The 14,082-nt window shown below is 43.7% G+C and carries 15 protein-coding genes; 9 read left to right on the forward strand and 6 right to left on the reverse strand.

What is annotated here, in order from left to right; genetic code table 11:
- Positions 1 to 142 precede the first annotated feature (142 nt).
- The gene (mutM, locus tag Aso01_RS09330; RefSeq protein ID WP_004934957.1) at positions 143 to 991 is read left to right on the forward strand and encodes a bifunctional DNA-formamidopyrimidine glycosylase/DNA-(apurinic or apyrimidinic site) lyase; all 849 of its coding nucleotides are present in this window, start codon (positions 143 to 145) and stop codon (positions 989 to 991) included.
- Between the two features lie 3 nt (positions 992 to 994).
- Entirely contained in the window at positions 995 to 1,282 is a 288-nt protein-coding gene (locus Aso01_RS09335; RefSeq protein WP_004934954.1) for a peptidylprolyl isomerase, read from the forward strand.
- A 56-nt stretch (positions 1,283 to 1,338) separates the two neighbouring features.
- On the opposite strand, the gene Aso01_RS09340 is transcribed toward Aso01_RS09335, so the two are convergent.
- From Aso01_RS09340 to typA, 3 genes are all read right to left on the reverse strand, one after another.
- The gene (locus tag Aso01_RS09340; RefSeq protein ID WP_004934951.1) at positions 1,339 to 1,686 is read right to left on the reverse strand and encodes a gamma-glutamylcyclotransferase family protein; all 348 of its coding nucleotides are present in this window, start codon (positions 1,684 to 1,686) and stop codon (positions 1,339 to 1,341) included.
- Positions 1,687 to 1,824: 138 nt separating this feature from the next.
- Positions 1,825 to 2,265 carry a large conductance mechanosensitive channel protein MscL gene (mscL, locus tag Aso01_RS09345; protein ID WP_004934947.1) on the reverse strand — a complete coding sequence of 147 codons (441 nt, stop codon included), beginning with the start codon at positions 2,263 to 2,265 and terminating at the stop codon, positions 1,825 to 1,827.
- Positions 2,266 to 2,491: 226 nt separating this feature from the next.
- On the reverse strand, positions 2,492 to 4,324 hold the full coding sequence (typA, locus tag Aso01_RS09350) for a translational GTPase TypA (protein ID WP_004934944.1): 1,833 nt from the start codon (positions 4,322 to 4,324) through the stop codon (positions 2,492 to 2,494).
- Between the two features lie 176 nt (positions 4,325 to 4,500).
- On the opposite strand from typA, the gene Aso01_RS09355 reads away from it, so the two are divergent.
- From Aso01_RS09355 to Aso01_RS15870, 4 genes are all read left to right on the forward strand, one after another.
- The gene (locus Aso01_RS09355; protein ID WP_004934942.1) at positions 4,501 to 5,874 is read left to right on the forward strand and encodes a uracil-xanthine permease family protein; all 1,374 of its coding nucleotides are present in this window, start codon (positions 4,501 to 4,503) and stop codon (positions 5,872 to 5,874) included.
- 62 nt (positions 5,875 to 5,936) lie between these two features.
- Complete coding sequence (locus Aso01_RS09360) at positions 5,937 to 6,962, forward strand: methyltransferase (protein WP_004934939.1); 1,026 nt, start codon at positions 5,937 to 5,939, stop codon at positions 6,960 to 6,962.
- Between the two features lie 9 nt (positions 6,963 to 6,971).
- Positions 6,972 to 8,435, forward strand: coding sequence for an amino acid permease (locus Aso01_RS09365; RefSeq protein WP_004934936.1), 1,464 nt, complete (start codon positions 6,972 to 6,974; stop codon positions 8,433 to 8,435).
- Between the two features lie 139 nt (positions 8,436 to 8,574).
- On the forward strand, positions 8,575 to 8,742 hold the full coding sequence (locus tag Aso01_RS15870; protein ID WP_004934934.1) for a hypothetical protein: 168 nt from the start codon (positions 8,575 to 8,577) through the stop codon (positions 8,740 to 8,742).
- Positions 8,743 to 8,826: 84 nt separating this feature from the next.
- Here the strand turns inward: Aso01_RS15870 and omp38 are convergent, their stop codons facing one another.
- Positions 8,827 to 9,879: an outer membrane protein Omp38 gene (gene omp38 / locus Aso01_RS09370; protein ID WP_004934932.1), complete on the reverse strand. Its 1,053-nt coding sequence runs from the start codon at positions 9,877 to 9,879 to the stop codon at positions 8,827 to 8,829.
- Positions 9,880 to 10,265: 386 nt separating this feature from the next.
- Between omp38 and Aso01_RS09375 the strand changes: the two genes are divergently transcribed.
- The 3 genes from Aso01_RS09375 (at position 10,266) to Aso01_RS09385 (ending at position 12,653) form a co-directional block, all read left to right on the forward strand.
- Positions 10,266 to 10,784, forward strand: coding sequence for a GspH/FimT family pseudopilin (locus Aso01_RS09375; protein ID WP_004934930.1), 519 nt, complete (start codon positions 10,266 to 10,268; stop codon positions 10,782 to 10,784).
- Between the two features lie 114 nt (positions 10,785 to 10,898).
- Positions 10,899 to 12,074, forward strand: coding sequence for a thiolase family protein (locus tag Aso01_RS09380; RefSeq protein ID WP_004934927.1), 1,176 nt, complete (start codon positions 10,899 to 10,901; stop codon positions 12,072 to 12,074).
- A 132-nt stretch (positions 12,075 to 12,206) separates the two neighbouring features.
- Entirely contained in the window at positions 12,207 to 12,653 is a 447-nt protein-coding gene (locus tag Aso01_RS09385; RefSeq protein ID WP_004934924.1) for a VOC family protein, read from the forward strand.
- A 15-nt stretch (positions 12,654 to 12,668) separates the two neighbouring features.
- Here the strand turns inward: Aso01_RS09385 and Aso01_RS09390 are convergent, their stop codons facing one another.
- Both Aso01_RS09390 and Aso01_RS09395 read right to left on the reverse strand, forming a co-directional pair.
- Positions 12,669 to 12,986: a DMT family transporter gene (locus tag Aso01_RS09390; protein WP_004934921.1), complete on the reverse strand. Its 318-nt coding sequence runs from the start codon at positions 12,984 to 12,986 to the stop codon at positions 12,669 to 12,671.
- Positions 12,987 to 13,130: 144 nt separating this feature from the next.
- Entirely contained in the window at positions 13,131 to 14,072 is a 942-nt protein-coding gene (locus Aso01_RS09395) for a hypothetical protein (RefSeq protein ID WP_004934920.1), read from the reverse strand.
- Positions 14,073 to 14,082 lie beyond the last annotated feature (10 nt).

The raw sequence follows: 14,082 nt of genomic DNA on the forward strand, positions 1-14,082 counted from the left end.
TCAGATCTTTATGTAAATACGCCACATTTTGACGTCTATAAAAAATCAGCCTATCTTTAACAGGCTCGTAGCATGCGTCCTGCCCTTTACAAGTGACAAGATCGTCCCCATATTAACATCGGTTTGATAAGTTGAGCTGATAATGCCTGAATTACCTGAAGTCGAAACGACAAAAACCAGTTTACTCCCCCTGTTACATCATCGCGTCCAGTCTGTGACAGTACGTGATTCCAGATTACGCTGGGCAATTCCAGACGATATTTCACGTTTGGTGGGTCAAGAACTTCGTGCGCTCAAGCGTCGTTCGAAATATATCTTGGCTGAGTTTGAAACCGATCAGATGCTCTGGCACTTGGGGATGTCAGGCAGTTTTCGGCTGTGTACGGCTCAAGATGAACTGCGCAAACACGATCACCTGATTTTAACTTTCGATGATGGCACCGAGTTGCGTTATCACGATCCACGGCGTTTTGGCTGTATTTTGTGGCTCAATGATGAACATCAGAAAAAGCTGATTGATACCCTTGGGCCAGAGCCGCTCAGCGATGCTTTTAACGCAGACTATTTATATGAAAAGCTTCGCACCAAACAAGTCGGCATAAAAATTGCAATCATGGATAATCATGTGGTGGTGGGTGTAGGCAATATCTATGCAACCGAAAGCCTGTTTAATCAGGGCATTCATCCGGCACAGCCAGCCAATACCTTATCGAGTGAGCAAATCGCTGGCTTGGTGGTTGAAATTAAACGTATTTTGAGTCATGCGATTCAACTGGGTGGCTCTACACTACGTGACTACACCAATGCCATGGGTGAAAACGGTTATTTTCAGCAAACGCTGCTGGCCTATGGCCGTGCAGGCGAAATGTGTGTGAACTGTGAGACCACATTAGAAAACATGAAGCTTGGACAACGTGCCAGTGTATTTTGTCCCCAGTGTCAGCCGTTAAAGCTAAACAGTACTGCCCCGAAACGACGCAAGAGAGGTTAATTCATGCAAACAGCAATTGTGCGACATATTTTAGTGAAGGACAAAGATCTTGCAGAGCAACTGAAAAAGAAAATTCAGCAAGGTGCAGACTTTCATCACATTGCCAAGCAATACTCGACCTGTAATTCGGCCAAACGCGGCGGAGAGCTCGGCGAAGTCAAAAAGGGTCAGTTAGTTCCAGTAATAGACAAACTGGTATTTAGCGCCGCCGAACGCATTTTGCATGGCCCAATAAAAAGTCAGTTTGGTTTTCATTTGCTGGAAATCAAATTTAGAACTGATTTTCGTTAAACACTGCAACTCGGCCACGTGGTACTTATCTGTCATCGTGGCCTTGTTAACATCTGTCAATGTGCAGATTTACGCGCGTTTTGGTTCATCTGGTAGGTCCATGCCTCTAGTTTTTCTCCAGTTTCCAATTGAATCTCGACCTGAACACGCTCATATTGAAAGCCCTCAAATTCGTCTAACCTGTCCCAATGCTGGTCTAGCTCATCACTGCTAAACAAGAAACCTGCTACCCGAGGTGCGCCCGAATCCAGAACAATCGCAGGCAAGCCTTGATCTGGCCCCCAATCCAAGGTATGAATCACGCCGCGAACATAAGCCTTTTGCCAGACTCCATCTATATTGGCCATAATGTGTGCGTTTTCTCGGTTTGGGCACAAGGTGCCATAAGCAAAAAGTCTGTTCACTGCCAAAATATCCTCTGGATTTCAAATGATGTGCACGAATCGTTATTTTCTCAAATTCATAAGAAAAATTCATGCCAAATAAAATTGGTACATAAAAAACGGCACTGTTTGTGCCGTTTTTAAAACAGGATGTTGAATTTAAGCTTCTGGGCGCTTTCTTAACTCGTCACGAATTTCGCGCAGTAACGCAATATCTTCTGGTGTCGGTGCTGGTGCAGCAGGCGCAGCCTCTTGTTTACGGCGCATACGGTTGATGAGTTTCACCATTAAAAATACCACCCATGCCAAAATCAGGAAGTTGATCAAAATGGTAATAAAATTACCATAGGTGAGCACGTTCACCCCCGCTTTTTGCAAAGCATCTAAAGATTGCAGATTGTCAGGATTGTTCCCGAGTACAATAAACTTCTGGGTGAAGTCGACGCCTCCTCCGGTAATCAGTGTGATTAATGGCATGATCACGTCTTTTACCAAAGAATCGACAATCTTACCAAATGCACCACCAATAATGACCCCGACGGCCAGATCAATCATATTGCCCTTAACAGCAAATTCTTTAAATTCTTGAATAATACTCATGAAAAATCTCCAGACAGCACTTGAGTGCTGCGTTGTTTTTTAATGACATTCTTAAAATGAATGCAGCTTTTATGTCAGTTATGGATTTTAATTTACTGTTTTTTACTTCAAAAACAAAAGTTATTTCACATTTCAACTACATAAAACGTTTTTAGCACTGCGTTTTAAACATAAAAAAACTGCCAGACGAGCTGGCAGTTTCTTGCTTGTATCGAGCCGGAGCCGATTACGCGCGGTTACGTTTACGTTCGTTTTCAGTCAAGTAACGCTTACGGATACGAATTGACTTCGGTGTTACTTCAACTAGCTCATCATCTTCAATGAATTCAAGCGCTTGTTCAAGCGTGTATTCAATTGCAGGTGTAAGTGTCAATGCATCATCTGTACCAGACGCACGTACGTTGGTTAACTGTTTCGCTTTGGTTGGGTTAACCACCATGTCGTCAGAACGTGAGTTGATACCCACGATCATGCCTTCATACACTTCAAGCTGTGGCTTAGCAAACAAACGACCACGGTCTTGCAAGCTGAACAATGCATAGCCCAAGCAAGTTCCCTGAACCATAGAAATCAATACACCGTTTTGACGCTTCGCAACAGTACCTTGTTTCACAGGACCATAATGAGAGAAGCTTGACGTCATGATTCCTGTACCAGAGGTCATGGTCAAGAATTCAGAACGGAAACCAATCAAACCACGTGATGGAACAGTTGCTTCAATACGGATACGGCCTTTACCGTCAACTTCCATATTGGTCATTTCGCCTTTACGATGGCCCATTTGTTCCATCACAGCGCCTTGATGCTGTTCTTCTACGTCAAACGTTACGTTTTCGTAAGGTTCTTGTTTTTCGCCATCAATTTCTTTGATGATTACTTGTGGACGCGATACGCCCAACTCGAAACCTTCACGACGCATGTTTTCAATTAAAACTGAAAGGTGAAGTTCACCACGGCCAGATACTTTGAAACGGTCTGGACTGTCTGTGTCTTCTACACGAAGTGCAACGTTGTGAATTAATTCGCGGTCAAGACGTTCACGAATGTTACGTGAAGTCACGAACTTACCTTCTTTACCAGCAAACGGTGAGTTGTTGACTTGGAAAGTCATCGATACGGTTGGTTCATCAACAGACAATGGTGGAAGCGCTTCAACATTTTTCTGATCACAAATGGTGTCGGAAATGTTGAGTGCATCAATACCGGTAATACATACGATGTCACCTGCAGATGCAGAATCTACATCGACACGCTCAAGACCATGGTAACCCATGATTTTTAAGATACGACCGTTACGTGTGTTGCCTTCTTTATCAATCACAGTAACAGGTGTGTTGGTTTTTACTGAACCGCGCTGAATACGGCCAACACCAATTACACCTACGAAGCTGTTGTAGTCGAGTGATGAAATTTGCATTTGGAACGGACCATCAACATCAACTGCTGGTGGTTCAACGATGTCTACAATCGTTTCAAACAACGGCGTCATGTCTTCAGCCAATTCTTCTGGTGAAGGACCTGCAACACCACGAAGACCAGATGCATAAACAATTGGGAAGTCCAACTGCTCATCAGTTGCACCCAAGTTATCAAACAAGTCAAATACTTGATCGATTACCCAGTCACAACGTGCGCTTGGCTTGTCGACTTTGTTGATAATCACGATTGGCTTCAAACCACGTGCAAACGCTTTTTGAGTTACGAAACGCGTTTGTGGCATTGGGCCTTCTTGAGAGTCAACAAGCAACAATACACAGTCAACCATCGACATTACACGTTCAACTTCGCCACCGAAGTCGGCGTGTCCCGGGGTGTCTACGATGTTAATACGGTATTCAGTGTCGGTACGTTTGTCGAGCCACTTGATTGCTGTGTTTTTTGCAAGAATGGTAATACCACGCTCGCTCTCAAGCGCATTCGAGTCCATGACACGCTCAATCTCACCCGCGCGATCGCCAAGTGCACCTGATTGTTGAAGAAGTTTATCGACAAGGGTAGTTTTCCCGTGGTCGACGTGTGCAATAATTGCAATATTGCGGAGATTTTTGATATCTGACATGAAAATTCGATAAGCCTAAAACTTGAGGGCAAATTATACAGAAAAATGCTACATAAAAGTAGTGACAGTTTATTGACATAGCCGCGTTTTTTTCACCTCTTGTCTATTATCTTTTATTATTTCCCTCATCTCGATTAGAATACCGCCACCTTGTCGTAGCTGACCGATGATTTTACATGTCTGATTCTTCCAATTTTCCCTCTAAAAACAACGATCAACTCGACCTTGTGTATGGTTTGAATGATCGGCCTGCACCGTTTGTCTCATTCCTGGCAGCTTTGCAACATTTACTCGCAATTATTGTTCCGATTGTGACACCAGGCTTGCTGATTTGTCTGGCATTGGGGGTTTCACGTGAAGAAACCAACATGATCTTGTCGATGTCATTGGTAATTTCTGGCGTTGCCACATTTTTACAATGTAAAAAAGTCGGCCCTTTAGGGGCTGGTCTTTTGATCGTGCAAGGTACCAGTTTTAACTTTATTGGCCCCATTATTGGGATTGGTAGCGCTATGGTGGCGGCCGGTACGCCTGTCAATCAAGTCATGGCTGCTATTTTTGGTGTGGTGATTGCCGGCTCATTTATTGAAATGGGTGTGTCGCGTATTTTACCTTGGATCAAAACCCTGATTACACCGCTGGTGACTGGTATTGTGGTGTTACTGATCGGACTCACTTTAATCAAAGAAGGCCTGATCAGTATGGGCGGTGGTTATCAGGCCATGCAAGATCAGACCTTTGCCAGCAGCGATAACCTCATCATGTCATGTACGGTGTTGGCAATTATTATTCTTCTCAATCGTATTCAGGTGATCTGGATCAAGAGTTCTGCCATTCTGATTGCTTTAATTGTGGGATATATTCTTGCGGGTTTTATGGGTCATTTAAATTTTTCAGGTTTAAATGAAACACCATTGGTTCAGATTCCCACGCCTATGCATTTTGGGCTGAGTTTTTCATGGAGTCTGTTTATTCCAATGGCGTTTATTTATCTGGTGACTTCACTTGAAGCGATCGGAGACATTACCGCAACCAGTAAAATTTCAAATCAGGCGGTCAATGGCCCACAGTGGATGCAACGAATTAAAGGTGGCGTACTGGTTAATGGCGCCAACTCGCTACTGGCGGGTCTGTTTAATACCTTTCCAAGCTCAGTATTTGCACAAAACAACGGCGTGATTCAGCTCACGGGTGTGGCCAGCCGCTATGTTGGGATTTGGATTGCGGTACTGCTGATTTTACTTGGACTGTTCCCTGCTGTTGCGGGCATTATTCAAGCCGTACCGCAAGCGGTTTTGGGTGGAGCTGTTATGGTCATGTTTGGTGCGGTGGCAGCATCAGGTATTAATATTTTATCTGGTATTCATTTAGATCGACGTGCCCTACTGATTATTGCCATTTCACTGGCACTGGGTTTAGGTGTTGCACAAGTACCGCAAATTCTGGAACACTTACCCGAATTGTTTAAAAATATTTTTAGTTCAGGCGTGGCCACTGGTGGGCTTGCAGCACTGATCCTAAATATTGTTTTGCCTGAACATAAACAATAATTTAGATCGTATTTACATTTTGCCCAGTGAGAACTGGGCTTTGTTCTTCATGAGAGATTAAGATGGATCCACGCAGTGAAGTGGTACTTCGACAGCATCAATATTTTTCTGGCACGGTGCTATTGATCAATCCGCCTGCCGATGGCTTATGCCATGAACTGAATCAGCACGCGCAAGCGTCTGTTTGGACGTGGAATTTTGCCGATCATCAATATTTTGAACAGCAATCAATTGTGACCAGTTTTGGTGTACATTTTCCGTCGGTTACACCCGATCAGGTGATTATTTTTGTTCCCAAATCTAAAGAACTACTGCGCTATATTTTGCACGTGGTGGTCAGTCACCTCACTCAAGGCCAGTCTATTTTTTTGGTGGGTGAAAAAAAAGGGGGGGTAGAACGTGCTGCCAAACAGTTACTCGATTATGGCAAGACCATAAAACTGGACAGTGCACGACATTGCCAGCTTTGGCAGACTAAAATAGACAAAACCGAGCAGTTGCGACCACTTGAACAGTGGGTACAACAGTACACGGTTAAAGTTGCACAAAATAGCCTCACGGTCTGTGCATTACCAGGTGTATTTAGTCAGCGTCAGCTTGATGTCGGAACAGCCGTACTTTTACCTTATCTTGAACAGATAAAATCGGGTAAACTTGCCGACTTCGGATGTGGTGCAGGGGTATTAAGTGCATCTTTAGCGCAGTTAAATCCGCAAAACAAGATTTGCGCCATGGATGTGGATGCATTCGCACTATGTTCTACAGAGATGACATTTCGTCTAAATGGACTCAATCCGGATCAGTTACAGCTTTGTGCGGTAACGGGCATTCATGATGCACCATCGGATTTGGATGCTATTGTAAGTAATCCACCTTTTCACCAAGGGATTCATACCGACTATGCCGCCAGTGAGGGTCTGTGTACAACAGCAAAAAAACACTTAAAGGCAAACGGTGAATTGTGGATCGTGGCGAATCGTTTTTTAAATTATCCCGTTTTGATTGAACAAGCCTTTGGCCAATGTCAAATAAAAGCAGATCAACAAGGCTTCAAGGTGCTTTATGCCAAAGCAACTTTAGGAAAGTAAGGAATTTTCATGAGCGAAACGACTCAACCTGATCAGCTCCAGCGTAAGCTAGGTGCTCGTCATTTAAATATGATTGCCATTGGTGGCTCAATTGGCACAGGTTTATTCCTTGCATCCGGCTCGACTATTGCCAATGCGGGACCTGGCGGTGCCCTGCTGGCCTACGTGCTCATCGGCGTCATGATTTACTTTTTGATGACCAGCCTAGGCGAACTGGCAACGCATAATCCAACCTCGGGCGCTTTCTTTACCTATGGTAACCGCTATGTAGAAGAAGGCTTCGGTTTCGCGCTGGGCTGGAACTACTGGTATAACTGGGCCATTACCGTAGCTTTTGAGCTGGTGGCAGTACAGTTGATTATGAAATTCTGGTTTCCCGACATTCCAGGATTTTACTGGAGTGCTATTTTCTTGGTGGTGATTTTTGCCATCAATGCCATGACCGTTAAGGGTTTTGGTGAAAGTGAATTCTGGTTTTCAATGGTCAAAGTGGTCGCAATTATTGCCTTTATCATTATTGGGATGGCCATGATTATTAAAATCATGCTGACACCCAATATAGCCACTTTTGGCAACTGGACATACAAAGATGCGCCTTTCGTGGGCGGCTTGCAAGCGATGATTGGTGTGGCCATGATTGCTGGATTTTCATTTCAGGGAACCGAGATGGTCGGCGTTGCGGCAGGTGAATCTAAAGATCCAAAACGTACTATTCCACTTGCAATCAAACAGATTTTCTGGCGAATTCTACTGTTTTATGTGGTCTGTATTTTTATCATTGGCACATTGGTCAGCTACGACGATCCACGTCTGCTTCAAGCAGCGCATAGCTCAGATATTGCATTATCACCTTTTACCTTACTCTATGAAAAAGCAGGATTTGCCTTTGCTGCAAGTCTAATGAATGCAGTGATTTTAACTGCAATTCTTTCGGCTGGAAATTCGGGTATGTACTCCTCTACCCGCATGCTGTGGGATATGGCCAAAGAAGGCCGTGCGCCAAAATGGTTTGCTCGACTTGACCGTCGTGGCGTGCCAATGAATGCACTTTATGCCACTACAGCCATTGCAGCTTTGTGTTTCCTAACCACATTTATTGGACAACAGGAAGTCTTTAACTGGTTACTCAACATGTCAGGCATGTGTGGCTTCATTGTTTGGCTGGGTATTGCGATTTCACATTATCGTTTCCGTAAAGGCTATGTTACACAAGGTTATAAACTTGAAGATTTAGCCTATCGAGCCAAATTTTTTCCATTTGCACCGTGGTTTGCCTTTATTTTATGTTCGATTATTATTTTAGGACAAAACTATCAAGCCCTTCTGGGTGGCAAAATCGACTGGATGGGATTACTCTCAACGTATATTAGTATCCCATTGTTCTTGGCAATCTGGTTAGGTTACAAATGGAAATACAAAACTAAATTGGTGACTTACCAAGAGATGAATGTCAAAGCCGATAAAGATCTGTAATGCTAGTCACTTAATAGAGTAGACAACAACTCGATTATCCGTCACACTGTCAATGAAACCCAGCAATCGCTGGGTTTTTTATCCTTTGTACGAGGTATTAGTCATTTACACAAATCTTTAATTTTCAATAGGAAGCATGATGAAACTCAAAGCTGCATCTAAAATTCAGGCTAGAAATAAAGTCGCACTATCACCACTGCTTCAAAAAGGCGGCCTACATGAAACTGAACAACCGCGCACACAGCATCGCCGGGATCGTAAACAAAGCAAACAATGGCTAAAACACGGGCATTACAACGAATTTTAAGGTGAATACTATGAATTATTTAATTTCAATCAGACAAAAAAAAGCAGCTCCGAAGAGCTGCTTTTTTATTTGATCAAACTCAGATTATTGAGCTTGTTGACCAGGCTGAACAGTTACTGTACGGCTACCAGTGATCGTAGCGAATACACGACGGTTCATTGCACGGCCTTCTTTCGTGCTGTTGTCAGCAATCGGTTGATCCCAAGCAAAACCTTGAGTTGTCAAACGAGCTGGATCGATGTTGTATTCGTTAACAAGTGAAGACTTCACAGAGTTTGCACGAGCCAAAGACAAACGTTCGTTCAACTTACGTGGACCAGTGTTGTCTGTGTGACCATCGATACGAGCAGTTGCGTTTGGATATTCAACCAATTTCTCAGCAACTTTCGCGATTTCTGGCTTGTATTGATCTTTGATGTTTGATTTGTTTGTATCAAAGAATACACGAAGTTCCATGTTAAGATCTTCAGTCAACTCTTGTGGTTGAGGTTGAACTGGAGTTGGCTCAACTGGAGCAACTTCTACTACAGGCGCAGCAGGCTTCAAGTGACCGCCAAGAACAACGTTCAAACCAGCAAGTGCTGTGTAGTTCCAGAAGTCTTCATCGATGTTGTAAGTTGCACGCGCTTCAGTACGAAGAGACAATGCATCGTTCAAACGCCAGAACGCACCAACACCTGCATTACCCAAAGTACCTTCTTCAGTTGTACCGCGCGCGCCGCGTGGAACACCGTCAAAATCATACTTGTAGTGACCAGCACCTAGTAATACGTATGGCTTGATTTTGCTGTCATAGTTTTTGGTGATCAAATCAGAAGTAACGTAGAAGTTACCGTTGATTTGTTGTTGTTTGTATTCAGCACCTGCTAGAGCACCGTCTACATCACCTTTAACTTGGTTATATTCAGCTTCGAAACCTAACCATGGAGTTAATTCAACACCAAGTGCTGCACCAACAAACAAGTCGTCTTGAAGCTCAGGACCATTCGTTAGGTCACCTTTGTTTCCGCCGTTGTTGTGTTGAGAGTCTTGGAATGTGTAACCAAGTAATAATGGAGTTACTGTAACACCAGCATTAGCAGCAGCTAGTGGAGCAGCAACAAGCATAGTAGCAAGTGCAATACGACTCAATTTCATGGATATCCTCCAGAGATAACAAATTGTTTGTTGTTCAAGCTCAGCCTAAAATTTATTTGGCTTCCTGAGATAAGCTATTTTTGTACCCCAGTTTTATTTTTAAGCTACTCACGTTGAATCATACAAACACTTAAACTGATTTCCAAGTGCTTGATAACTTTAATCAAGTAAATTATTGACAAAATTACTTACAATTTCCGTTGTAATTCGGTAACTTTTTACTCAATTTATTTCTGTGAATAACCAACTCTTCACGCTTTCTTTATTTTAACAGCATTAAAACGCTTAGGTAATAAATATTTCAATTCGTTTATTTTTGCAACACGCTTAAGGTAATCAACTGTTAAAAAAAGAAAAAAACTACAAATGATGGACATTCCTTTACTATGAATAACAATTTTTTAGGTTTTAGTTTAATTGAATTTCTCGTTACCATCACGGTTTTAAGCATTTTAATTGGTGTCGGAGTACCGACTTATCAGCATGTTATGGCGACTCAAGAAGCCAACCACATTCCAAGAACACTCACAATTCACATACAAAAAGCAAAGTCCGATGCGGTGCTGTATCGTCATAACGTTGTGCTCTGCCCGAGTATAGATAAGCAAACCTGCAGCGACGACTGGAGCAAGGGCTTTATTGTATTTTTAGATCAAAACCGTAACCGGCAGCGAGATCTCAATGAAGATCTGTTGTCGAGTACAGACTGGAATACCCGTTATGGCATGCTATCTTGGAAAGGCACTTTGCAATCTAACCATTTGATGTTTCGGGCCGCAAGTGGCTTGCCAATCGGATCAAATGGAAGCTTTTATTATTGTTCGCAAAAAGTCAGTCATAAACGTCTGGTGATCAGCCGCATGGGGCACTTTCGTGTCGAAACCCTTGCCGACTGCCCAACATGAGAACTGGACAGTCTAGCTATCCGATGTATGCACAAGCAGTATCAGCTTAAATTTTGACTATACTGCTGTCACGATCAAATACAACCGCATAATAACGAACTTGGAGTAAATAACATGACAGACGTCGTGATTGTCAATGGTGCACGTACCGCTATGGGCGGTTTTCAAGGTGCTTTATCTTCAGTTTCTGCGCCAGAGTTGGGTGCTGTAACCATTAAAGAAGCGATCCACCGTGCTGGTTTAGCGCCTCACGATGTTGATGAAGTCATTTTAGGCTGCGTACTCCCAGCTGGTCTTAAACAAGGGCCTGCGCGCCAAGCCATGCGTCAAGCAGGTTTACCCGATCAAACGGGTGCTGTGACCATTAACAAACTTTGTGGTTCAGGCATGAAAGCCGTGATGCAGGCCACCGATGCGATCAAAGCGGGAAGCGCTCAAATTGTAGTAGCCGGTGGTATGGAATCAATGAGCAATGCACCTTACATACTCAGTAAAGCTCGCGCTGGTTATCGTATGGGGCACGGCGAAGTAAAAGATCATATGTTTTTAGATGGTTTGGAAGATGCCGAAACTGGCCGGCTCATGGGTTCTTTTGCTCAAGATATGGCCAGCCAGCGTCACTACACACGTCAACAAATGGATGATTTCGCAATTCGTTCGCTTCAACGTGCACAAACCGCTATTCAGGCTGGATATTTTAAGGATGAAATTGTACCTGTCACGGTCACTTCGCGTAAAGGCGATGTTGTGGTCGAACAAGACGAGCAACCCCTGAACGCCAAACTTGATAAGATTCCGAGTTTAAAGCCTGCTTTTGCCAAAGATGGCACCATTACCGCTGCCAATTCGAGCTCAATTTCAGATGGCGCTTCGGCTCTAGTTTTATGCTCACATGAGCTTGCTATGCAGCGCGGGCTTGAACCACTGGCCAAGATTGTTGCGACTGCTTCCAACTCTCAGCACCCTTCGGAGTTTACCATTGCCCCTGTAGGTGCGATTGCAAAAGTTTTAGACAAGGCTGGATGGCAAGCAGATGAAGTCGATTTATGGGAAATTAACGAAGCCTTTGCAATGGTGACCATGTGTGCGATTGATGATTTCAAACTGGACACCGAAAAAGTGAATATCCACGGTGGTGCATGTGCGCTCGGCCATCCTGTAGGCTCTACCGGTTCACGAATTATTCTGACGCTGATTCATGCACTGAAACGTACCGGAGGACGCAAAGGTATTGCTGCCTTGTGTATTGGCGGTGGTGAAGCGACCGCGGTGGCCATTGAACTGCTCTGAAACACTAAAAATCTATAGATGATGACTCCCGCCTCAGCGGGAGTTTTTTTGTATTTTCCGATAAAAAATACTGTTTTTTGCTCAAAAGAGACTAAATTAAAAACATTATTATCATCGTTTAGGATCACGCCGATGCAGCTTAATCACTATCTCAACTTTGCTGGTGAAACCGAAGCCGCGTTTATCTTTTATCAATCGGTATTTGGTGGTCATTTTGCACAACTCACTCGATACGGGGATATCCCCGCCGAAGACGGCCAGTCGCTTTCCGATCTGCAACGTCAACAGATTTTGCATGTCTCTTTACCCATTAATGCCTATACCGTGCTGATGGGATCTGATATCAATGAACAATTCTGTGCAGCAGACTCGCGCGGACTCAGCAAAGGCAATAATCATTATATTTCGATTAATCTGGATCACGATGAGACCGAGGCACGACGTCTTTTTAATTTACTCTCGGCAGGTGGACACATCGAGACGCAACTACAGAAAACCTTTTGGGGTGCCCTTTATGGCGCCTTTACCGATCAGTTCGGGATAAAGTGGATGGTCAATTGCCAGCTTGAATCGGTTTAAATTACTTCATTCGGCTTAATGTGTAGACAGTTTCATGAGTACCAAACCCGAGACAATTAAGACAGCAGCGAGCATTCTCATGGCACTCACTGGCTCGTGCAATAGAAAAATCCCCAATACAAATGAGCCAATCGCACCGATTCCTGTCCAGACGGTATAGGCAGTACCAAGCGGTAGTGTACGCATTGAAATCGAGAGTAAAATAACGCTTAACAGCATAAAAATGATCGTTACAACGCTTGGCACGAGTCGGGTAAAGCCTTCAGAGAGCTTCATCGAGTACGCCCATATCACTTCAAAAAAACCAGCAAGAATCAGAATCAACCAAGCCATGCTTACATCCTTATTGAATAATCAGGTCGGCCTGATAATTTTCCCACTCTGGGGGAGGTCGTTCCTCCTTAATTTCAATACTTTAATATAGGATGGGTCGTTAAAAAAGCAAAAGCCCACATTATTGGTACATAATAAAATCAATTACTGAATCACAAACGAGGTTTTTTTCTGAAACACTTTGCGGGAACGGTTGAGCAAGAACATCACCATGAGCACTGTCATCACAATATCCGGCCAGTTCGAATTAAGTTGAAGGCACAGTAAACCCGCAATCACCACCGCAAGACTAAATACCACTTCATAAAAACTCAGTAATGTTTTCCAGTTTAAATCCAGTTCGGCCGCGTGGGTCTGTATCAATAACCACATATTCACCAGCATGGTAAGGAGCGCCAGCAACCCCACGAGCACCACCATTTGCGACATGGCGGATTGACGCATCACAATTTGCAAGGCCACACCAAACATCAACAGCAGGCTTAAGCCCAATTGTAAATACACGCCTGCGCGGGTGAGTTTGTATAAGCCGACTTGTTTTTCCTGAATCGCAAAGAGCATCATGGCATAGATCATCACATCGCTCAGTAGAATCAACCCGAGCGCCATCAACGCGGTAGAAGAAGCAATCACTCCGGTGAGGAACGTCACGATCAGCATCACCAGATTAATACTAAGCAACCAGCTAATCATCTGATTACGCCGCTGCATATAAGACCAGTCGATTGGCTCAGGGATATAATTGGTCTGGGTTTGCTGAAATACCAATTGAATTCCATTTTGATTTAAATGCGCTTCAATAGGCTGTACGGGGCCATCATGATAAATTGCCAAGTGATGGGTTTGCTGATCAAGCTCGACATAACCCACATGGTCTAAATTATTCAAGCACGTTCTAATTTGCTGCTGAGTCACGGGGGTGAGCTCAGGCAAATAATAAAAACTCATAAACTGACGGTTGAGATCGTCATCGACTGGAATATTCAATAATTCTTGAGACATCACAGTACATGGTGATTGAGTGTGCAGCGAATGCAGCAAAGCATCGGTAATCAGATTGGTTTGATACTGCTGTTTTAAATTCATTTATGCACCA

The sequence above is a fragment of the Acinetobacter soli genome, assembly GCF_000760595.1.
GTDB classification, from domain to species: Bacteria; Pseudomonadota; Gammaproteobacteria; order Pseudomonadales; family Moraxellaceae; genus Acinetobacter; species Acinetobacter soli.